A 22,392-nucleotide genomic window follows, 5' to 3' on the forward strand; every position below is an offset into this window, starting at 1 on the left:
GGGGATGAGTCGCGCGAGGAAACCCTGGGAATTGAGAAGGCGCCGATGTTTGAAATGAAACGCAGTCTATTTGATTTATAAGGAAAATGCAATTGGCTGCGTAGGGCGGACGCCAATCGGCCGGGCGAAAAAACTCACTTTTTGCGGCTTATCGCTGCGGCCTTGCCGCATGGTTTTTTACCGTTCTTCGGCTTGTCGGGGTATTTTCGGGGGCTCAGTGTATTATAAATTTTGACATAGAGTATCGAGGCTGACAGCCCCAGGGTAACTGCATTCGCCGCGATGATCGCCGCGTTGTGTAGAAAAATGCCATAGATCAGCCAGAGCAATACGCCGAGCGTAAAGATGCCGTACATCGATAACGAGAGCGAGTCGGTATCGCGGGTCCGGATCGTCAGGATAGCCTGCGGCAGAAACGAGGCGGTAGTCAATAGCGCGGCGGCATAGCCGATTAAATCAGACAGGGCGGGCATGCCGGGGTGATCCTCTGCTTTCGCGAAGAGCTGCCTGGTTTATAAAACCTGGCAGCTCTGCAATGATGCTAAACCGCCCTGCCATGCCGCGCCGGCAAATCGCGGCGGGTGGCGCCGGTGTAGAGCTGTCTTGGCCGGCCGATTTTTTGCTCGGGATCGGCGATCATTTCATCCCAATGCGAAATCCAGCCGACCGTCCGGCCCATTGCAAAGATCGCGGTAAACATTCTGCTCGGGATGCCGAGCGCATGCAGCACGATACCGGAATAAAAATCGACGTTCGGATACAGTTTTTTCTGGATGAAATACTCGTCTTCGAGCGCGATACGTTCGAGTTCGAGCGCCAGCTTGAACAATTTGTCGTCATGCAGTCCCAGTTCATTCAGGACCTCATGGCAGGTCTCGCGCATCAGTTTGGCGCGCGGATCGTGGTTTTTGTAGACGCGGTGGCCAAAGCCCATCAGCCGGAATGGATCGCTTTTGTCCTTGGCTTTATTGATGTAAATGCCTATTCGGGAAACATCGCCGATCTCTTCCAGCATGTTTAGAACCGCTTCGTTCGCGCCGCCGTGCGCCGCGCCCCAAAGACAGGCGATGCCGGCAGTGATGCAGGCGAACGGATTCGCGCCGCTGGAGCCGGCCAGACGCACGGTCGAAGTTGAGGCGTTTTGTTCGTGATCGGCGTGCAGAATCAGAATACGATCGAGCGCCTTGACCAGCACAGGATTCGGCACGAATTCATCGCACGGCGTCGCCAGCATCATGCGCATGAAGTTTTCGACATAGCTCAGTTTGTTTTGCGGATACAAAAACGGTGAGCCGGTGCTGTATTTATGGCACATCGCAACGATCGTCGGCACCTTCGCCATCAGCCTAATCGCGCACATTTCCCTATCGCTTTTCGAGCGGATATCCAGCGCGTCGTGATAAAACGCGGACAGCGCGCCGACGACGCCGACCATGATCGCCATCGGGTGCGCATCGCGGCGAAAGCCCTTGAAAAAGTTGGTCAACTGGTCATGCACCATCGTGTGCATCGTAATATTGTGCTCAAACTGCTGCAATTGATCGTAGGTCGGCAGTTCGCCTTCCAGCAACAGATAGCAAACTTCCAGAAAGGTGCATTGCGCGGCAAGTTGCTCGATCGGATAGCCGCGGTACAGCAATATGCCCGCTTCGCCGTCGATGTAAGTAATCGACGAACGGCAACTGCCGGTCGAGGTAAATCCGGGGTCGTAGGTGAACATTCCTGTTTGCTTGTACAGGGACTGGACATCCAGCACGTCGGGACCTATGGTGCCGGACAACACGGGCAATGTACACAGTAGCTCGGATTCGGGAGTGGATAGGACGATAGCGCTGGGCTTGCTCATGATAGTCAATCTCGGTTGGGACGCCGCTGCGGCGTAATTAGTGTCGATTTCGGAATCAATTAATCGGGATTGGCGTTAACAATCGCCTGTTTTGCCAGTTCGGTGACTTTAGACCAGTCTTTCGCATTCAGCGCGTCCTGGGGAGCCAGCCATGAACCGCCGACGCAGGCGACATTGGGTAATTTGAGATAAGCCTGATAATTATCGGGCGAGATGCCGCCGGTCGGGCAAAAGGTCGCTTGCGGGAAAGGGCCGGCGATCGATTTAAGCATGGGAATGCCGCCTGCGGCTTCGGCCGGGAAAAACTTGAAGTGATCCAGGCCGTATTCCATGCCGAGCATCAGTTCGGACAGGGTCGCAATGCCGGGTATCAACGCGATATTGCCGTTCACCGCCGCGTTCAGTAATGAGGCGGTGATGCCGGGGCTGATCGCGAATACCGCACCGGCATCCGCTGCGGCTTGTAATTGCGCGGGGTTCGCAATCGTGCCCGCGCCGACGATTGCGCCTTCGACTTCCCGGCTGATCCTATTGATCGCCTCGAGTGCGACCGGTGTGCGCAAGGTAATTTCCAGCACGCGAATGCCGCCCGCGACCAGTGCTTTCGCCAAAGGTACGGCGTCTTCAAGATTTTTGATGACCATGACCGGCATGACGGGACCGGCTCTTAATATCTCGTTAGGCTGAATTTTCCAATGCTGATTTGCCATGTGTTTCGTATGAAATTGGGTGGATAATGTCGGTCTTCCATGACATAAAGTGTTTACAGAACGTCCGGCGCAAAGGTCCGGGCTATTGGTTTTCGGCGAGAAAAGCGGTCATTTCTTGCCTTGGCAGAGAAGGGCTCGGTACAAGAAAGTCTGGGGCTACTCTACCAAAATAATGAATTTAATGTCTATTACATTGTATCGAGCGTTGGGCAAATGTCAAAAAGGAACGACATGTCCAAGAATTCAAGGATATAGTGTCGATTGGCTAGTAGATTGGAACAGGCAGCGGTTTTTTTGTAGCGCTTACTTTTAATTCATCCTATGGCTTTTCAGTTTCCGTTTTTGCGGCAACGAAAACCAGCAATACTCCCAACGCCATCGTTGCCGCCAGCAGCGGCAGCCCCAGCTTGAAATCGCCGGTCGCAGTCTTCAGCCAGGCTACGATATAGGGTCCTGCAAAACCGCCCAGATTGCCGACCGAGTTGATCAACGCCAGGCCCGATGCCTTGGCCGGGCCATCTTTTAACAGCGTATGCGGCAGTGTCCAGAACGGCGCCAGGATGCTCCAGATGCCGGCTGCCGCGACCGTGATTGCGGCTATCGCCCAAACCGGCGATTCGAGATAGGGGCTCAGGGCTAATGCGCCCGCCGCCACCCAGGCGCAAACCACGATGTGCCAGCGCCGTTCGCGGGTCTTGTCCGAATGTGCGCCGACGATCACCATTACGATTACGGTCGCGAGATAAGGCAGGCCGGTCAACAGCGCGGTGCGCACGTTGTCGAGTCCGGCCCAGGTTTTGATAAGTTGCGGCAGCCAGAGGCTGATGCTGTAATAATTGATGATCACCGCAAAATAGACCAGCGCCAACAGCCAGACTTGCGGGTGGCGGAGCGCCTGTCCGAGGTCGGCGGCATGATGGTGCGAATCCGTCCGTTGTTCAGCGGCCAGCGTTCGTTCGAGCCAGGCTTTTTCTTCCGGATTCAGCCAGCTTGCCTTGGCGGGGCGGTCGGTCAGCCAGAAATACAGCATGAAGCCGAACAGCACCGAGGGCGCGCCTTCGGCTAGAAACAGCCATTGCCAGCCTTGTAGGCCGAAAAAGCCGTCCATGCTGAGCAAGAGCCCGGCCAGCGGCGCGCCGAGCACGCCGCTGGCAGCGGTTGCGGTGATCAACAACGCGCCGTATTTGGCCCTGACCGGCGCCGGAAACCAGTAGCTGAAATACAAAATGATGCCCGGAAACGACCCCGCTTCGGCGAGGCCGAGCAGAAAGCGCAGCGTATAAAAACCCTGCGGCGTTTCGATGAAAATCATTGCACAGCAAATCAGTCCCCAGGTTATCATGATCCGGGTCAGCCAAAGTCTCGCGCCGACTTTTTCGAGGATCAGATTGCTCGGAATTTCGAACATCATGTAACCGACAAAAAAGATGCCCGCGCCGAAGCCGTAAGTGGTATCGCTAAACTGCAACGCATCCTTCATCTGTAATTGCGCGAAACCCACACACATGCGGTCGAGATAGGCCAGAATATAAATGATGTAGAGCGGCGGCAAAAGACGCCAGGCCAATTTGCGGTACAGCTGATATTCGTTGATTGGCATGATAAGAAGGGAGTGGGGATGCTGAGGCCGGAGGCTCGGAGATTATAAACGTAAAAAGCGTGCGGCACCGCCGAATCGTGAGGCCGATTTTTACGCCTTTTGCCGCGTATAGAGTAAAATCTTAAGATTCATATCTTATTTCCTGCCGAACCGCTGCTATGTACAAACAGTATTTTCATTTGACGGAATTACCGTTTTCGATAGCCCCCGATCCGCATTTCATTTATATGAGCCGCCGCCACCAGGAAGGCCTGGCGCATCTACTCTACGGCATTACCGTCGGCGGCGGTTTTGTCGCCTTGACCGGCGAAGTCGGCACCGGCAAGACGACGTTATGCCACTGTTTGCTGCGCGAATTGCCGGACAATATCGATATCGCGCTGATCCTGAATCCAAAACTGAATGCGATAGAATTGCTGGCGACTATCTGTGACGAGTTGGGGATCGCTTATGACAAACAACAGCAGACGCTGAAACAGTTGGTCGATGCGTTGAACCATTACTTGCTTGCCAAGCACGCCGCCGGCCGGCGTACCGTGTTGCTGCTCGACGAAGCGCAAAATCTGAGCATGGAAGTGCTCGAGCAGATTCGCTTACTGACCAATCTGGAGACCAGTAAGACCAAATTGCTGCAAATCATCCTGGTCGGCCAGCCCGAATTGAAGCAGATGCTGCGGCGCCAGGATCTCAGACAGCTCAATCAACGGATTACTGCACGCTATCATTTACTACCGTTGTCCTTTGGCGAAACTCGCGCCTATATCCGGCACCGACTGCGCGTTTGCGGCGGCGATCCCGAACTCTTCAAGGGCCGTGCGGTCCGCAAAATATATAAATTGTCGGGCGGCATTCCCAGAATCATCAACATACTGTGCGACCGCGCCCTGCTTGGCGCTTATGCCGGCAACGCCCTGCATGTGACGTCCGGCATGGTCAAAAACGCCGCGAAGGAAACACTTGCGCCACTCGAGAACAAACTGCCGAGAATGGGCGTTGCGTTGGGCTTGCTGCTGCTCTGCGGCATCGCGATTGGCGGTTATTACTACTACCCTGACCGTTTCGCGGCGATCAAGGACCGGTTTTTTGATCATCGTCAGCTGGAAACTGCTACGCAAAAGCCCGAGCCGGCCGTCACCGAAACCGTATCGGCCGTGCCCCCGCCCTCACCTCCTCCGAAGATCGAACCGTTGCCTCCCAAGCCGGTTCAATTTGCCGAATGGGTGGCCGATCCGCGGTTTACGCTGCAATTGGCCTTTGCGAATGCGTTGAAAGCTCTTGGAAAAGCAATCCCGCCGGTAGGAACCGTCGATTGTGAAACGGTCAAGACCGTCGGAGTTTTATGCCAACTCGGCAAGGCCAGTTGGAAAGAATTGTTGGAGATGAACCGACCGGCTATTCTGGAATTTGTGTTGCCTAACGAGGAAAAACGTTACGCGCTGCTGGCAGGGATCAAGAAGGACAAGCCGATGTTGATCGCGAGCGATCAGCATGATTTTTCCCTGGCCGAACTGCTGAATTATTGGAACGGCTATTATTTATTATTATGGGAGCCGCCGATGGCGGACACGCGAACGATTTTTCCCGGTCAGTTGTCAGATAGAATCGTATGGCTTCGGCAGCAGCTGGCGGTTTTTGACGGATTGAATCCGCCGGTGCCCGAGCCGCAAAAATTCGATCAGGATTTGAAGGCGCGCGTGATCAAATTCCAACATCAGCACCATTTGACCGAAGACGGCGCGGTGGGTGCCCAAACCTTGTTTTATCTCGATAATTTGACCGAGGCTTCGAACAAGCCTCTTCTCAATATAACCGATTAACACCATGTCTTATATTCTCAATGCTTTACGCAAATCGGAGCAGGAGCGGCAAGCCAATCAGCCGGAAACCATCACCGAACAAGTGCTGATGCCGCCGCCGCAAAAACGCCGGAAAACCGCGTTGCTGATTGGCGGGCTGCTGGCCGTCAATATGCTGGCCGTTTCTTTGCTGGTCTGGTACCTGAAGAATACCGATGAAGCGCTGGTCAAACCGCAGGCCGTTGCGCAGCCGATGCAGAAAAAAGCTGTACAAAAAAAGCCGGCGCCGCCGATTGCCGTTGAACCGGCCGATGAGGCGGCTGATTCCGAAGGGAACGCAAAGCAAATGCCTGTAGATGCGGTAACGCCGGTGGGTAATATGGGTAGGCCGGCGGCTACGCCAAGCGCAAAAACGCCTTCGATCGAAGAATTGGCTGCGGTAAAACAGGCTGAGGAACAGAAAACGGCAAAGCCGGTGCAGGAAGATAAAAAGGCGCCATCCGATCGTAGTGGACAAAATATTTCCGCGCGTCCCGCTGCCGCAAGCAGCGGAAGGGAACAATCAAGGCGTGGTATCCAGGCCAGGAGCGCCCAGCGTCAGCTTGCGCCGGAATACGAGTACAGCCTTGAGGAAGAGCAAGGGGTCGTACCGGAAACAAAGACAGAAGCCGCGTCCGCAGCCAAGCAGGAAATCCCTTTATTCAAGGATCTGCCCTATGATTTCCGCAGTTCCGTGCCGAAGATGACGATCAATGTTTTTATGTACGACGCCAAACCCGAGGATCGCTTCGTCGTGTTGAACATGATCAAATACAAGGCCGGCCAAATGACCAAAGATTCGGTTGAAATCAAGGAAATTCGCGCCGACGGCGTGGTCGCGAGTTACGGAGGCAGAGTATTTCGCATCGAGCGGCCCTGAAAACGCAAATAGCTTTAGGTGCAAATTGCCCAAGGTTCTTGACGCTAAAACACCGGAATCCAATCCTTTTCCTCAGATCGTTAGGATTTCGTTAGAAACGGCTTTACGGTTGCGGAACTGCCGAATTTTTTAAGGCCTGGCAGTTCTGTGCCGACTGTCATGACGTTATTTTTTGACCGAATCTACATAGGGCAATGGGGACTCTGACGGCGGTTGGGTCATCTTTTTAACATGATAACAAATGATAATCATTTGTAATAAAAAAATTGTTTGCATTATAATCCTGGAAAATTTTGTTTTGGGGGATGTAATGATAAGCAAGCGAAAAATTTTGTTAAGGGGAAGTGCATTAGCAGTACTGGCGGCATTGAATGCGCCAGTCGAGGCGCTACAAAAACCGCAGACCATGGACGAGATGTGGAAAATTATCGAGGCTCAGCAAAAGCAGATCGATGAAATGAAGGCCGCGATGGCGGATGCGACTAAGAGTCAGCCGGCTGCGGCTCCGCAAGGCAACGTCAAAACGCTGGAGCGCAAGACTGATATTTTGAGCCAGGAGGTCGAAAAGCTGCGGACCAATCTGGTAATCCCCGAAGAGCCCAAGTACAAGAGCGCCTATGGCTTGGGCCCGGCCGCGTCGAAGGTTTATCAGGTCGGCAAGGGCTTGTCGATTGGCGGTTACGGCGAAGCGATCTATCAGGCCAATGTTGGTGAAAAGGGTAACAACAAAGATAATGCCGATCTTGAACGCATGGTTATGTACCTGGGTTACAAGTTCAACGATCGAATTCTTTTCAATAGTGAAATAGAGTATGAACACGCCACGACCGGTGAAGGATCTGAACAAAAAGGCGAGGCGTCGGTCGAATTTGCCGCGTTGGATTTTTTTATGCACAAAATGGCGAATGTCCGCGCCGGTTTAGTGCTGATGCCGATGGGTTTTATCAACCAAATTCACGAGCCGCCGTTCTTTTTCGGAAATCATCGCCCTGAAGTCGAACAACGCATCATCCCGTCTACCTGGAGAGAAGTCGGCCTCGGTTTATTTGGCCAACTCACGCCGGAATTGGCTTATACCGCTTATGCGGTCAACGGCTTGGATGCGGCTGGATTTAGCTCCGACGGTATCAGCGAAGGCCGCGGCGGCGGCAGCCAGGCCAAGGCCGAAAACTTCGGCTTTGTCGGACGTTTCGACTACACGCCGAAGGCTTTGCCGGGCCTGATGGTCGGCGGCTCCGCCTTTATCGGCAAATCCGGGCAGAACCAGACATTTGCCGGCCAACAGCCGGATGTTTTCACGCAATTGTACGAAGGTCATTTGCAATGGAAATACCGTGGTCTTGAATTCCGCACGTTGGGTTCGTGGGGGCATATCGGCAATGCGGACTTGTTAAGCCAGCAATCTCAAATTAATCACATGGAAAACCCCGATGTCGCTGCGCAAATTATAGGCGCCGAGAATTTCGGCTGGTATGCGGAAGTTGGCTATGACGTTTTGCCTTGGTTATTCACGGATACGACGCAATATCTCGCGCCATTCGTCCGTTATGAACGCCTGGATACGATCGCCAAAGCGCCGAACGGCTTTCCGGACGATCCTACCAAAGACTGGCAAATTTATCAGGCGGGAATACAGTACAAACCGATTCCTAACGTCGTGATCAAGGCCGATTACCGGAACCGTGTCGCCAAACAAGGCCCCCTTTCCGACGATTTCAATTTAGGCTTCGGCTTCATTTTCTAGGCCCCAGTCATTTGCCCTGTTGTAGTGTGATATGATGGAAAAATGATATTACTGACATGCCGCCAGCATTCGATTTTCCGATCGGCCGGATTTTCGGATACTGGCGTTTGTTTTCTTGAAGTTGGAGAACCTGAATGAAAGCAATCAGACAAGGAGGAGGATTTCTGCTCTTGTTATTTCTGATGACTGCGGTAACGCAGAGCTTCGCCACCATTTTCTACAGTAAAAACGAAGCGCTTGAACTGGCATTTGGCAAAGATAAGCAAGTCGAATTGTTATCGCTTTTTCCCGACGAAAATCAGACCGCTAAAATTCAGGAGTTGGCGAAGGTCAAACTCGAATCGGGCATGTTCACGTTCTATGTCGGCAAAGACCAGGGCAAAATTTTAGGCTATGCCGCAATCGAAACGGTCACGGTCAGAACCAAGCCGGAAACACTGTTGATCGTGTTGACGCCGGAAGGCGAACTGCGCAACGTCACTACGCTCGCTTTTCACGAACCGCCGGAATATATGCCGCCGGAGCACTGGTTTGAGCAACTCTACAAGCGGCCGCTTGCGGACATGGATTTCAGCAAGGGCGTGGATGGCATCAGCGGCGCGACGTTGAGCACGCGCGCCGGACTCAGCAGCGTGCGCAGGGTGATGGCGATGTATCAGGTCATGGTCAAACAACAAAGTCAATAAATATGCGTTATTTTGTAACCGGCGAACAGCACCGGAAATCGTTGTTGAACGCGCTGGTGTTGATGTTTCTGGGCTATATCGTGCTGCTGTGGGTTAGCAACGGCATGATGTATTTTCACCGGATGGATTTGACGTCGGAATCGGTCAAACTTTACTACCTCGGCTCCGAAGAGCAATTCAAACCGCCGCGCAGTTACGAGGGCATGCTTGAAGTGTCGCATTTCCACCTGTTTTCGATGGGCATGCTGGTCGTGACCCTAACCCATCTGATGTTGATGACCGATTTTTCGGTGCGGCTCAAAATCTGGATCAGCGGCTTGACCTACGTCTCGGCGATCGCCGACGAGGCGGGCGGCTGGCTGGTCCGCTTCGTGCATCCGCAATTCGCCTATTTCAAGATCGGAGCCTTTGTGCTTCTGGAGTTTTCGCTGGCCGCGTTGTTGATCGTGGTGATCTTTGCGATGATCCGTGCCAGGGTTAGGATGCATCACGGCAATCCCGGTTAACAGTCTGTTTCCCTCGCATTTTCTACCGGCCGCGCTTCCCGCCATGATAAAATTTAGCCGTACCTAACACTCACGGAATATTATCGAATGAAAGCAAATATCGGATTGATCGGCCTCGCGGTGATGGGCCAAAACCTGGTGCTGAACATGAACGACCACGGTTTCAAGGTCGCGGTCTATAACCGCACCACCAAGACCGTCGATGAGTTTCTGGACGGCCCTGCGAAAGGCTCGCAAGTGGTCGGCACGCATTCGCTCGAACAACTGGTCGACAGTCTCGAAACGCCGCGCATCGTGATGCTGATGGTCAAGGCCGGCGATGTTGTCGATCAATATATCGAAAAATTGCTGCCGCTGCTCTCGCCGGGCGACATCATCGTCGACGGCGGCAATTCGTTGTTTACCGACACCAACCGGCGCACCCAATATCTTGCGGAAAAAGGGCTCAATTTCATCGGCACCGGTGTATCCGGCGGCGAGGAAGGCGCGCGCCACGGACCTTCGATCATGCCCGGCGGCAACAAGGCGGCCTGGGCGGCGGTCAAACCGATTTTTCAGGCAATCAGCGCGAAGGTCGACGGCGAACCCTGCTGCGAATGGGTCGGAGACAACGGCGCGGGCCACTATGTCAAGATGGTGCACAACGGCATCGAATACGGCGACATGCAGTTGATCTGCGAGGCCTATCAGTTGCTTTCCGAAGGATTGGGACTGTCCGCGGATGAGATGCATGAAATCTTCGCCGAATGGAATCAAGGCGAGTTGAGTTCCTATCTGATCGAAATTTCCGCGAACATTCTCGCCTATAAGGACGAAGACGGCCAGCCATTGCTGGAAAAAATTCTCGACACCGCCGGCCAAAAAGGCACCGGCAAATGGACCGGCATCAATGCGCTGGATCTCGGCATTCCGCTGACGCTGATCGGCGAATCGGTCTTTGCCCGTTGCCTGTCCGCACAAAAAGACGAGCGGGTCAAGGCGGCGAAGATACTCGCGAAACAGCCGAGCCAATTCAGCGGCGACAAACAGGCGATGATCGATGCGATCCGCGATGCGCTGTATGCGGCCAAAATCATTTCCTACGCGCAGGGTTTCCGCCTGATGCGCGAGGCCTCGAAGGAATACAAGCTGTCGCTTAATTACGGCGAAATCGCGCTGATGTGGCGCGGCGGCTGCATCATCCGCAGCAGGTTCTTGAACGACATCAAGCAGGCCTACAAGAACAACCCCGAACTCGAAAACCTGCTGCTTGCCGATTTCTTCGTCGCGGCGATGAGAAAAGCCGATGCCGGCTGGCGCAGGGCGGTGATTCTGGGTATCGAACTCGGCATTCCGACCCCGGCGTTCTCGTCGGCCCTGGCTTATTACGACGGCTACCGCACCGAGCGGCTGCCCGCCAACTTGCTGCAGGCGCAGCGCGACTATTTCGGCGCGCATACTTACGAGCGCATTGACCAGTCCAGAGGTCAATTCTTCCATACCGATTGGACCGGACAAGGCGGCAAGATCGCTTCGACAACTTACAACGTATAACCGTAAGCGTTCCCGGCGTGGGAACGCGGACTGCTCCGCTCCGGCGGGGCGTGACGCAGCGTGTAGCCCGGACGAAACGCAGTGGAGTCCGGGATAAACGGAACCCGTAGTTTCCCGGATTCCGCTACGCTGCACCGGGCTACTGCCCTTAACCTTTTCGACTCCCCTCATGAACGCCGAACCCTGTACTTACGTTATCTTTGGCGCCACCGGCAACCTTTCCAGGATCAAGCTGATGCCGGCGCTCTACCATCTCGATGTCGCAAAACAACTGCCCGAAGGCACCCGCATTGTCGCGGTCGGCCGCCGGCCCTGGGATCAACAGAAATGGCTGTCCGAAGTCAGGGACATGATCCAGGCCAAGGTCAAGGCCGATTTCGACGAGACCGTCTTCCAGAGTTTCAGCCAGCGTCTTCATTACCATCGGACCGATATTCAGAAGCCGGAAGATTACAAGGCGTTGGCCGAGACCTTGAACGATAAGCAGCAATTTTCGCGCAATATTGCGTTTTATCTGTCGATCAGCCCGTCCGACTTCGGAACCGTGCTGGAACAATTGAGCCTTAACCAGCTTTTTGACGAAGAATTCGGCTGGCGGCGTGTGATTATCGAAAAGCCCTTCGGTTACGATCTGGACAGCGCGCAGGCCCTGCAAAAACGCATCAGCCATTATTTGAGCGAGGAACAGATCTACCGGATCGACCACTATCTCGGCAAGGGCATGGTGCAGAACGTGTTGGTATTCCGTTTCGCGAACGTGATGCTGGAGCCGTTGTGGAACCGCAATTACATCGACCATGTCCAGATCACCCATTCCGAGGAAATCGGTATCGACAGTCGCGGCGACTACTATAACGGCGCTGGCGCCTTGCGCGACATGCTGCAAAGCCATTTGCTGCAACTGTTGACCCTGGTCGCGATGGAGCCGCCGGTGTCGATGGAAGCCGAGGCGCTGCGCGATGAAAAGGTCAAAGTGTTGAAGTCGATCCGCCCGATACCGAAAGAAGCGGTGCATGCGCAGGCTTTCCGCAGTCAATACGCGGCCGGCACCAGCAAGGGAGAAAAGGTTAAAGGCTACTTGCAGGAAGACAATATCCCGGCGGGCAGCGTGACCGAAACCTATGCGTCGATGAAGCTGTACATCGACAATTGGCGCTGGCGCGGCGTGCCGTTCTACATGCGCACCGGCAAGCGCATGGCGAAGGCGCAATCGACCATCTCGATTTGCTTTCGCCATCCGCCGCTGCAATTCTTCCGCGGCACCAACGTCAACTGCATGAGCCCGAACTGGGTGCTGCTTGGTATCCAGCCCGACGAATGCATCAAGCTGGAAATGACCGTGAAGGAACCGGGCCTCGAAATGAACACCCGCACGACCACGCTCGACGCGAGCTTCCGCAATCATGACGAAAAAGCGATCGACGCCTATGAAGACCTGTTACTCGATGTACTGAAAGGCGACCGCTCGCTGTTCCTGCGCTTCGACGAAGTCGAGCACGCCTGGCGTATCGTCGATCCGATCCTGCAAACCTGGGCGGTCGAGCGCGACCATATCGCGACCTATCCGGCCGGTTCGTGGGGGCCGGAAGATAGCCGCCTGTTCGACAAAGACAGCCAGACCTGGCGCAGTTCATTAACCCCGGAGTGTAAATAAATGCAAAAAAACGCCAACTGGCGGATATTCGCGACCGCCGAGCAGGTTGCCGAAGCCGCTTGCGAACAAATCCTGACTGCGGCCAAAGAGGCTATCGCCGAGCGCGGCCATTTCAAACTGGTATTGGCCGGCGGCACCACGCCGGAAAAGGTCTATCGCTTGCTCGGCAAGGCCGAAGCCGACTGGTCGAAATGGTACATCTATTACGGCGATGAACGCTGCCTGCCGGCCGATGATTCGGATCGCAACAGCATCATTGCGGAAAATTCATTGCTTGCGGAGGCACCGATTCCTGGCGGACAGATCTTCACGATTCCTGCCGAACTCGGGCCGGAAGCGGGCGCACTGCAATACCGCCGGATCGTTGCCGAGGCCTTGCCTTTCGATATGGTGTTGCTCGGCATGGGCGAAGACGGCCATACCGCAAGTTTATTTCCCGGCCACGTTCACAATCAGGATGAATTGACGCATGCGGTATACAACTCGCCGAAACCGCCGCCCGAGCGCGTGTCGGTCAGCGCCAAGGCGTTGAGCGACACCCGGCAATTGATCTTTTTGATCACCGGCAAAAACAAGCAAGAGCCGGTCAAGCAATGGCGCGAGGGCAGAGACCTGCCGGTCGCCACGATTGAGCCGCAAAATCCTGTCGATATTTATATCGATTGCGACGCCCTGCCATTCTCCTGATTCTTTGCCTAAGTCGGCGCGTCTCGATTGCGCCGGCGCTTTTTCAATCCGAGTCTCTGTAATAGAATAGGCCCCCGAAGGAAGTCTTGATTCGATCAATGCATCCTTGTCTTGAAAGCTGTATTCAATAATTATTATAAGAAGGTTCATTTTATGTGTTGGAGTGGAGAAGCGTCGGGCGTCCTGGCAGCTGCAGGACTGAGCACAGCGGCTTATGTCGCTTACAAAGGCGAGTCGAAGGAGTTGTGGATTCCATTGACTTATTTCGCGTTGATGGAATTATTACAGGCCGCAACCTACGTCTATATCGACCTGTGCGGCAATCCGAAAAATCAGATACTCACGATGTTCGGCTATATTCACGTCGCGTTCCAGCCGTTTTTCGTGAACATGGTTGCCATGTACTTCATCCCGGAAAGCGTCAAACTCAAAATCCGCACCACCGTGTATGCGATTTGCGGGATCGGCTCGCTCACGATGCTGGTCAAGATGTACCCGTTCGACTGGGCCGGGCATTGCGTGATCGGCACCGAAGGGTTTTGCGGCACCGGCGTCTGCTCGGTCTCCGGCGACTGGCACATCGCCTGGCAAATGCCTTTAAACGGGCTGTTATCGGGTCCTCAGGACTGGCTGTTCGGTTTCGACTGGGGCCTGCATGCTCTCACCTATATCCTGGTTTCGTTCTATATGCCGGCTTTGTATGGCTCCTGGCGCTTCGTCGGCTTCCATTATGTGATCGGCCCGTGGATTTCCGACGTCACCACTTCTGATCCGAACGAATACGCGGCAGTCTGGTGTCTATTCTCGATCGCGCTTTGTGTATCGGTTATTAAAACCCCGATCCGCAAACACCTGCACGTCAAAAATTGGTTTTTTTACAATCGATGCACGAGTGTGGAGTTGAAGCCGATAGAGCAGACCGGGTAAAGGGTCGGTTGGGAATATCGTTTAGGCGGGACGGTTTCGCACCACGACGGCATAGGCAGATATCTTGAATATCTGCCTATGCCGCATCCGTGTGGTTTATGCAGGAGGGAGAGCAACGAAAAAAATCAGCAAAAGAGAAGCACTCGACCGGGAATGTTCTGGCGAAGGCCGAGCTGGCCGAGTCCGATAGCATGGAAGGTAGTTCCCTTCAAGGCGATTTGTAGATAAGGATAGAACAGGTGCCGACAACCCATGGATGGCGGGTTTCAATTTCATTTCTGTAGTTGGATGTCGGCAGTCCCTGCCGACATGCTAGCCTTAACTTCAGGGTAGTGATCAGGTTAAATCGATTTTGAGTAGGCTTTACAATGCATCTATGGCTGGAATCCAGGCTATGTTCTTGAGCTAGTCGTCCCAATCGAGCTGTTATCCTCTGTAGATGCCAATTCCCGTTCCGCCTCAAGCCAATCTTCCCATTCATGGCCCGGTTCGAACCCCCTTCTTTCTGCCTTGTAATAGGCTAATTCGGCAATCTTGGCCGTCTTAACCGCTGTTGAATCGAGCGCCATGCCGGATTCTTCATGAGTTAAAATTTCTGTATTTTGATGTATATTGTTTTCGGTAGGCTTCATGAGATTCCCCTGTAATTATCAGTTCGCAAAACTCAAGACAAACCGTAGCCCTGATCGATAGCTCAAGGGATGCGTCCTTACAGCACGTTTCGCCTCAAGCAATCTTCAGCGACCGCCTCGAAATCAGCCGCGGCTTGATAATGAAATGTGTTTTTTGCTGTTGAAATCCTTACTATGACTTCTTCTGACTTCCTGTTTTAGTTCCATAATATCCATAATTTAATTGGTCTCTTTTCCGCGCTTTAAGTTCAGTAAAGCACCTCAGGAGCAGTGTTGACCTACTTTGGCGCCGAATCTGGCATCATAAATAGCCTTATTTGATAACATTGTGCCGGTCGATTCGGCTTGTATCCAGGCTGCTTGGAATTTCGTTGGTCCGACCATGGCTAGATGAAAACACTCGGTTGGTCAAAAATTGGTGTGGGTGCGGAACCTTGAGCGAATAAGGCTAGATTGAGTAAGCGAAGCGAGCCATAATCCGATTCGTTTGTTGGACGAGCACTGTGGTAGATGGAAGGCAGACCTTATGATAAGAAAATAGCTTTTCGGATGTCGCGGGTCGTTGCGGTTTGTCTAAAGCCGCAGTAGCTTGAAATCGGCTTCGGGTGATAGCGCTATTGTGTTGCAGTCCCATGATTCGTCTTTGAGCGTTCCCGCCCATCGAGAGCTTGAGGTTACATTTTATGCGTTTATTCGAAGGGGTGCCGGGATAGCGGCTTCGTCTAGCCCTATCCTAAACACTTAACTTGATGCATGGACGTCACCGGCTTTTTTGTGAACCAGATTTCCGTAGTTGATCGAAATTTTGAGTCCCGCAAATCGGCCCGACATCTTGGTCATTTCCTGCGTTTTTTTATCGAAGCTGAGGTTGATTATGGATAGTTCACGATCCTCATAGCCTTCCTCGATACCGGGGGTGACCAACTTGAAATGGTATACATAGATTTCCTGGTCATTGTCCTTGTCAATGCGTAACGGCTCGCCCAATTTCTCGACAACCTTGCTTTTGCGCGGCAATTCCGCATCGACTTTGCCGATGCGTGAGGTGTCGGCTTTCAACTGCATTTTATCTTCATTGATATCCGCGCCGCCTATCGAGCGTAGGGACACTTCGAGGAATTTGGGCGGGGCGATTTCGAGAAAGAGCGAGGAGAATGACCATGCCGTAATCCGGTCTTTCTTGTTGAAGTTTAAATCGGAATAAAACTCGATTTTCGGCTTGATCAGCCTTCCTTTGTTATCGACCTTACGGAACCAATAGCGCCATTGCTTGCCGGTCGGAGTCGTCTTTTCTTCGCTGGCGCGCAGTTTGGCCAGGGAAACGAAGTCTCCACTGTACATAATCGGTTCTTTGAACAGCAAGGTGAAATCGTCGTCGGCCGCGACCTTGAAATAGCGGTCGAACTCGCTCATTTGTACATAAGTCTGGTAGGCGCGCCACCAGTAAATGCAGCCGGTTAACGAGAGGGATAGCAGCAGAACCGAAGCGATGCGAAAGGTCGTCGGCCGGGTCTTAGATAGATTCATGGCGAATTGCTCTAATACATTGGAAAAAGGGCGGAAATGATCGTGAAAACAAGCCTTGAAGCTGTTGGTGGCTATGCCTTCGCAGATTTTAGGAAATTCCGCCTAAAAAGAAAACGCGGAGAAAAACGGCGGCATCCGCGATGCCTGCCGCGAATGAATGGTGGGGGGTCAGGGACTCGAACCCTGGACCTATGGATTAAGAGTCCACTGCTCTACCAACTGAGCTAACCCCCCAATGCCGAGTGATCGACTTGAGAAATAAAAAATGGAATTATATCGGATTTCTTTAGAAATTCCAATCCTGAAAGCTGATCGGCATTGAGTGGTGCGTTGTCGATCATAAAATAAATATACTAGTCACCCGGGACGGCGCCCACTCTATTCCTGTGCGGCGGTAATTAAGAGGCGCCGGAAATGGTAGCGATACTCATCCCGCGCAGTTTTATAATCTGCGATTTATTTGACGACTTTCAACTGCGGCCTGCCCGGTGGTTTTGTATCCGGCGTTTCAGGCGGCGTCTCGTCTGTGATTTCTTCTTCAGGATCGAATATCATGCCTTTGCCGTTTTCTTTCGCATAAATGGCGAGAACCGCGCGGATCGGCACAAAAATGTGTTTACCTACTCCGCCGAAACGCGCGTTGAATTCGATCGCCTCGTTGCCAAGCGACAAACCTTGTACCGCCTCCGGACGGGCGTTCAAAACGATCCTGCCGTCTTCGACAAATTCACGCGGCACGATCGCGCCGGGATGTTCGGCATCGACCAGAAGGTACGGCGTCAGGCTGTTATCGGTGACCCACTCGTAAACCGAGCGAATCAAGTAAGGCTTTAACGAAGTCATTTGGGCAACTGCGCCATGTCTTTTTCGGCGTCGCTCAGGCTGCGCTTGAATGCAGGCCTCCTGAAAATGCGTTCGGCGTATTGGGTGATTACTTCGTTCGGGGTCGAGACATCGATGCCGATCATCGGCAGACGCCACAGCAACGGTGCCAGCGCGCAATCGATCAGCGAAAATTCGTCGCTCATGAAAAACGGCCTGGCAGCGAAAATCGGCGCGGACGACAACAAGCTTTCCTTGAGCATTTTTTTCGCACGGGCGGATTTTTTTTCGCCGGAGAACAAAATCTCGTCGAGCAATTGATACCAGTCCTGATCGATCCGTTTGATCAGCATTCTGGCATTCGCGCGCGATACCGGATCCATCTGATGCAACGGCGGATGCGGAAATCTTTCATCCAAATACTCCATGATGATCCGCGAATCATAAAGCACCAAATCGCGCTCGACCAGGGTTGGCGATATGCCGGTCGGATTCAGTTCGAGCAAATCCTCGGGCGGATTGGCCGGATCGTAATATTCGATGTCTGCGACGATCGCTTTTTCGTGCAATACAAAGCGAACGCAATGGCTCATTGCGCATGTTGGGGAAGAGAATAGAGTCATCACAGATTTATTGCTAAATAAATTGGTCACTAATCAAGAACCTCTTTTGAACGTACAAAACGCTGAAACGAGGCATTATAACATTCAGACAAGCGGATTTGGGCGATCCGGAAACCGAACCGCCCAGGTTTTATCCCCAGGACTTTGGAGTCGATCGCTTAATGTACGTCTTTCCAGTATTCCTTTTTAAGCAGGTAAGCGATACCCAGGAACATGAACAGGAAAATCAGCACATACTTGCCGCGGCTGATTCTGTCAAGCTGCATCGGCTCCCCGACATAGACGAGGAAATTTACAAGATCGTTCACCAGATCGTCAAACTCTTTTTCGGACAGGGTGCCGGGTTTGGCAAGTACCAGACCTTCGACGATCTGTTTGCCCTCGATCATCTTTACGACCGCTTCCTGCTGGCCTTGCAGTTGCCAAAGCACGTTCGGCATGCCGACATCGGGAAAGACTGTATTATTGACGCCGAGCGGCGCGCTATGGTCGGCATAGAAACCTTTCAGATAGCTGTATAGCCAATCCTTGCCGCGCGAACGGGCGATCAGCGACAGATCGGGCGGCTGAAGGCCGAACCATTTCTCCGCGTCATGGCCGTTCATCGCGGTGAACATCTTGTCGTAAATGCTCGCATTTTGCGGGGCGATCTGGATCAAGAGTTTCTTTTCGTCCATCTCCAGGTCCTGGGCCAGCCGTTTGTAGCGAATGTGCTTGATCGAATGGCAGCCGAGACAGTAGGTGACGAAACTTTTTGCACCTCGCTGCAAGGACTCTTTATCGGACAAGTCGATGTCGGCCGATTCTAGTTTGACACCCTCTGAGGCGTACCCGGTAACCGACAGCGCACAAAACAGCAGTAATGTTATTATTCTTTTCATATCAGTCGAGGCTCGTTTTGAGGATTTTGACAAAACGTTTGGCGGCCTTGCGGATGCCTTCAGGATTTGGTCTTCTTCTGAAAAAGGTGCATTTGCTCAGCAGCGTTGCAGCCTGTTCGGGTGTGGCCGGCAGCACGATGGTGACCTCTTCGTAGAGCTTCTTGGCTTCACGCAGGCGGTCGTCCAGGCTGGGCTGTTCGGTGACTCGAGTCGGCACTGGCTTCAGTTTTTCCCAGCGCGAATAAACCGGCATCAACAGGAAGAAGCCGAAATAGATCGCGCTGCAGACTCTGGCGATGATGGTTGCAGCAGGCGTCGGCGGCTGTGTGCCCAGATAGCCGAGAATCAGGAAGCTGACCACGAACAGAAACAACGCTTTCTTATAGATGCCGCCGCGGTAACGCACCGATTTGACCGGGCCGCGGTCGAGCCAGGGCAGGAAAAACAGCACGACGATCGCGCCGCCCATGCCGAGCACGCCGGCGAATTTATCCGGAATCGCGCGCAGTATCGAATAGAATGGCGTGAAATACCACACCGGCGCGATATGTTCCGGCGTCTTCATCGGATCGGCCGGGATGAAATTCGCGTGCTCCAGGAATAAGCCGTTCACCTCCGGCATGTAAAAGATCACGACCGAGAAAAAGATCAGAAACACCGCGACTCCGACGATGTCCTTGACCGTATAGTACGGATGGAACGGGATGCCGTCGAGCGGAATGCCGTTGGCGTCTTTATATTTCTTGATCTCGATGCCGTCGGGATTGTTCGAGCCGACTTCATGCAGCGCGACAATATGCAGAAACACCAGCATCACCAGCACCAGCGGCACCGCGATTACATGGAAAGCAAAGAAGCGGTTCAAGGTCGCATCGGCGATCACATAATCGCCGCGAATCCACAATGACAGATCGTCGCCGATCACCGGAATCGCGCTGAACAACGAGATGATTACCTGCGCGCCCCAATAGGACATTTGCCCCCACGGCAACAGATAACCCATGAACGCTTCGGCCATCAAGGCGAGGAAGATGCACATGCCGAAGATCCAGATCAGCTCGCGCGGGTGCTTGAAGGAGCCGTACATCAGGCCGCGGAACATGTGCAGATAGACCACGATAAAAAATGCCGACGAGCCGGTCGAGTGCATGTAGCGGATCAGCCAACCCCAATTGACCTCGCGCATGATGTATTCGACCGAATCGAACGCGAGCTTGGCGTCCGGTTTGTAGTTCATCGTCAGCAAAATCCCGGTAACGATCTGATTGACCAGCACCAACAGCGCTAGCGACCCGAAAAAATACCAGAAGTTGAAGTTTTTCGGCGCATAGTAGTGCGCCATGTGCTCTTCCCAAATCTTAGTAATCGGGAAGCGTTCGAGTATCCACTCGCCGAACAAAGACAGACGTGAAGGTTTCATGCGCTTGCTCCTTGGCTGGATTCGCCGATGATCAGTTGGTTTTCGGTCACGTACCGGTAAGGCGGGATTTCGAGATTGGTCGGCGCGGGAACGCCGCGGTAGACGCGACCGGCCAAATCGAACCAGGAACCGTGACAGGGACAGAAGAAACCGCCTTTCCATTTGTCGCCGAGGTCGGCGGGCGCAAGTTCGGGACGGAAAGTGGGTGAGCAGCCAAGGTGGGTGCAGATGCCGATGGCGACGAAAATTTCGGGCTTGATAGAACGGTAGAGATTTTTGCTGTAATCGGGCTGAATCGATTCATCGGACATGGGATCGCGAAGTTCGTTATCCAGCGTTTGGAGCGTCGCCAACACCTCCGGTGTTCGCAATAAAATCCAGACCGGCTTGCCGCGCCAGGCGACGCGGAGCAATTGCCCCGGCTCCATTTTGCTGATGTCAACCTCGACCGGCGCGCCGGCGGCCATCGCCTTTACACTGGGCTGCATCTGCGCGAGAAAAGGTACAGCTAAATAACCCGTGCCGACCGCCCCCACTACGGTCAATGCCGAGGTTAAAAACTGGCGTTTAGACTTATCGACGCCTTGGTTATTCATTATCTAACTCTCCTGTTCAGGTCTGTGTCGTAATTAACGCGTTATCGAGCGCAATATACCACTAGAACCTAGTCGAGTTGAAGAGCTTAATCGATTTGTTAACGGGAAATGACAAAAAATGCAACTATTAGTCAAGGCGAAAACCGGACAGGTCGGTTCGGCCGGTTTGCCGCTGACCACTTCGGATTTCAAGGATGTGAGATAAGACTTTGTTTTAATGCGGAAAGAAACGCTTCGTTTTCATCGGGCTTGCCTATGGTGACACGCAAACAATCGACCAAAATGCCGCCTTGCGGACTCAAATTTTTGATCAGAACCCCCATCTGTTTGAGTGCGGCAAAAATCGCGTTTGCACGGCCTGACGGCGTTCTGAACAGGATGAAATTGGCCGAGCTCGGGTAGGCGGTGATGCCGCCGATCGCATTCAGTTCGGCGAAGACGCGTGCACGTTCGGCCCGGATCAATCGGGTCTGCTGATCGAACAGCGCCTTGTGGTTCAAGGCAAATTCGGCGCTTGCTTGGGTTAGCACATTGATATTGTAGGGTAAGCGTATTTTGTCCAGTTGTTCGATCAGCTCGGGACTGCCGCATAGATAGCCTAGGCGCAAACCGGCCAGTCCCAGCTTGGATACGGTGCGCATCACCAACAGGTTCGGATGGCGTCCGAGCATTTCAAGGTAGCTCGCGTCAGCGAACGGCTCATAGGCTTCGTCGATCACGACAAGGCCGGGAGCTTGCTCGATGATTGCACCGATTGCGTCCTGATTGAACAGGTTCCCGGTCGGATTGTTCGGATACGCGAGAAAAATCAGCTTCGGTTGGTGCCGCTCAATTGCGGTCAGCATCGCCGGCAAATCGAGTGCAAAATCCTCCTCCTGCAAAGGAATGCCGATGTAATTCAAGCCCAGGCAGTGACTCAGTTGTTTGTACATCACAAAGCCCGGCTCCGGCGACAACACTGGGGAGCCTTGCGGCAGCGCCATCAACAGCAGTTGGATGATTTCATCGGAACCGTTGCCGAGCAGCAGCGCGGCGTCCTGATCCAGGCCATTCATCTGTTTGATCGTCGCAGCAAGACGCCGCGCGCCGGGATCGGGATAACGGTTCAGCGGGCAGGCGCGCAATGTTTCGAGCCAGTGCGTCTTGACGTCTTCAGGCCATTCATAAGGATTTTCCATCGCATCCAGCTTGATCAAGTCCTCGGCATCGGCTACATGGTAGGCGGACATTGCCAGCACTTCCTGGCGGAAGACGCGGGCAATCAGGTCATTCATCTTTGTCAT

General features: G+C 53.5%; 21 protein-coding genes and 1 tRNA gene. 9 read left to right on the forward strand and 13 right to left on the reverse strand.

From position 1 onward, the window contains the following. Positions 1-134: 134 nt before the first annotated feature. The 4 genes from U2W12_RS06980 to U2W12_RS06995 form a co-directional block, all read right to left on the reverse strand. Complete coding sequence (locus U2W12_RS06980) at positions 135-473, reverse strand: SemiSWEET transporter (RefSeq protein ID WP_326499950.1); 339 nt, start codon at positions 471-473, stop codon at positions 135-137. Between the two features lie 68 nt (positions 474-541). Further along, a complete protein-coding gene (gltA, locus tag U2W12_RS06985; RefSeq protein WP_326499951.1) occupies positions 542-1,846 on the reverse strand; it encodes a citrate synthase in 1,305 nt (434 codons plus the stop codon). Between the two features lie 59 nt (positions 1,847-1,905). Further along, positions 1,906-2,556 (reverse strand): bifunctional 4-hydroxy-2-oxoglutarate aldolase/2-dehydro-3-deoxy-phosphogluconate aldolase, encoded by a 651-nt coding sequence (locus tag U2W12_RS06990; protein WP_326499952.1) that lies wholly within the window; start codon positions 2,554-2,556, stop codon positions 1,906-1,908. A gap of 319 nt (positions 2,557-2,875) precedes the next feature. Next, the gene (locus tag U2W12_RS06995; protein WP_326499953.1) at positions 2,876-4,156 is read right to left on the reverse strand and encodes an MFS transporter; all 1,281 of its coding nucleotides are present in this window, start codon (positions 4,154-4,156) and stop codon (positions 2,876-2,878) included. 158 nt (positions 4,157-4,314) lie between these two features. Here U2W12_RS06995 and U2W12_RS07000 point away from each other — a divergent pair, with 158 nt between their 5' ends. From U2W12_RS07000 to U2W12_RS07040, 9 genes are all read left to right on the forward strand, one after another. Further along, positions 4,315-5,973: an AAA family ATPase gene (locus tag U2W12_RS07000; RefSeq protein ID WP_326499954.1), complete on the forward strand. Its 1,659-nt coding sequence runs from the start codon at positions 4,315-4,317 to the stop codon at positions 5,971-5,973. 4 nt (positions 5,974-5,977) lie between these two features. Further along, a complete protein-coding gene (locus tag U2W12_RS07005; RefSeq protein WP_326499955.1) occupies positions 5,978-6,871 on the forward strand; it encodes a general secretion pathway protein GspB in 894 nt (297 codons plus the stop codon). 310 nt (positions 6,872-7,181) lie between these two features. After that, a complete protein-coding gene (locus tag U2W12_RS07010; RefSeq protein ID WP_326499956.1) occupies positions 7,182-8,615 on the forward strand; it encodes a hypothetical protein in 1,434 nt (477 codons plus the stop codon). Positions 8,616-8,749: 134 nt separating this feature from the next. Beyond that, a complete protein-coding gene (locus U2W12_RS07015) occupies positions 8,750-9,301 on the forward strand; it encodes an FMN-binding protein (protein WP_326499957.1) in 552 nt (183 codons plus the stop codon). Positions 9,302-9,303: 2 nt separating this feature from the next. After that, positions 9,304-9,807, forward strand: a complete 504-nt coding sequence (locus U2W12_RS07020) for a hypothetical protein (protein ID WP_326499958.1) — start codon at positions 9,304-9,306, stop codon at positions 9,805-9,807. An 87-nt stretch (positions 9,808-9,894) separates the two neighbouring features. Then, positions 9,895-11,340: a decarboxylating NADP(+)-dependent phosphogluconate dehydrogenase gene (gene gnd / locus U2W12_RS07025; protein ID WP_326499959.1), complete on the forward strand. Its 1,446-nt coding sequence runs from the start codon at positions 9,895-9,897 to the stop codon at positions 11,338-11,340. Positions 11,341-11,509: 169 nt separating this feature from the next. Then, the gene (gene zwf, locus U2W12_RS07030; RefSeq protein ID WP_326499960.1) at positions 11,510-12,994 is read left to right on the forward strand and encodes a glucose-6-phosphate dehydrogenase; all 1,485 of its coding nucleotides are present in this window, start codon (positions 11,510-11,512) and stop codon (positions 12,992-12,994) included. Continuing rightward, positions 12,995-13,681 (forward strand): 6-phosphogluconolactonase, encoded by a 687-nt coding sequence (gene pgl / locus U2W12_RS07035; protein WP_326499961.1) that lies wholly within the window; start codon positions 12,995-12,997, stop codon positions 13,679-13,681. Positions 13,682-13,834: 153 nt separating this feature from the next. Further along, on the forward strand, positions 13,835-14,608 hold the full coding sequence (locus U2W12_RS07040; RefSeq protein WP_326499962.1) for a DUF5765 domain-containing protein: 774 nt from the start codon (positions 13,835-13,837) through the stop codon (positions 14,606-14,608). Between the two features lie 392 nt (positions 14,609-15,000). Here U2W12_RS07040 and U2W12_RS07045 read toward each other — a convergent pair whose 3' ends face one another. From U2W12_RS07045 to hisC, 9 genes are all read right to left on the reverse strand, one after another. Next, positions 15,001-15,240: a DUF2934 domain-containing protein gene (locus U2W12_RS07045; protein WP_326499963.1), complete on the reverse strand. Its 240-nt coding sequence runs from the start codon at positions 15,238-15,240 to the stop codon at positions 15,001-15,003. Positions 15,241-15,981: 741 nt separating this feature from the next. Beyond that, positions 15,982-16,767: a hypothetical protein gene (locus U2W12_RS07050; protein ID WP_326499964.1), complete on the reverse strand. Its 786-nt coding sequence runs from the start codon at positions 16,765-16,767 to the stop codon at positions 15,982-15,984. A 158-nt stretch (positions 16,768-16,925) separates the two neighbouring features. After that, a tRNA-Lys gene (locus tag U2W12_RS07055) sits at positions 16,926-17,001 on the reverse strand. Between the two features lie 222 nt (positions 17,002-17,223). After that, positions 17,224-17,610, reverse strand: a complete 387-nt coding sequence (locus U2W12_RS07060) for a ClpXP protease specificity-enhancing factor (RefSeq protein ID WP_326499965.1) — start codon at positions 17,608-17,610, stop codon at positions 17,224-17,226. After that, positions 17,607-18,212, reverse strand: coding sequence for a glutathione S-transferase N-terminal domain-containing protein (locus U2W12_RS07065; protein WP_326499966.1), 606 nt, complete (start codon positions 18,210-18,212; stop codon positions 17,607-17,609). Before U2W12_RS07065 ends, U2W12_RS07060 begins: the two co-directional genes overlap by 4 nt. Positions 18,213-18,370: 158 nt before the next feature. Further along, on the reverse strand, positions 18,371-19,093 hold the full coding sequence (locus U2W12_RS07070; RefSeq protein WP_326499967.1) for a cytochrome c1: 723 nt from the start codon (positions 19,091-19,093) through the stop codon (positions 18,371-18,373). Position 19,094: 1 nt separating this feature from the next. Beyond that, on the reverse strand, positions 19,095-20,513 hold the full coding sequence (locus U2W12_RS07075; protein WP_326499968.1) for a cytochrome b N-terminal domain-containing protein: 1,419 nt from the start codon (positions 20,511-20,513) through the stop codon (positions 19,095-19,097). Further along, positions 20,510-21,109: a ubiquinol-cytochrome c reductase iron-sulfur subunit gene (gene petA, locus U2W12_RS07080; protein ID WP_326499969.1), complete on the reverse strand. Its 600-nt coding sequence runs from the start codon at positions 21,107-21,109 to the stop codon at positions 20,510-20,512. Before petA ends, U2W12_RS07075 begins: the two co-directional genes overlap by 4 nt. 188 nt (positions 21,110-21,297) lie before the next feature. Beyond that, positions 21,298-22,392, reverse strand: a complete 1,095-nt coding sequence (gene hisC / locus U2W12_RS07085; protein WP_326499970.1) for a histidinol-phosphate transaminase — start codon at positions 22,390-22,392, stop codon at positions 21,298-21,300.

It is taken from the genome of Methylomicrobium sp. Wu6 (assembly GCF_035916875.1).
In the GTDB taxonomy this organism is placed as follows: domain Bacteria; phylum Pseudomonadota; class Gammaproteobacteria; order Methylococcales; family Methylomonadaceae; genus Methylomicrobium.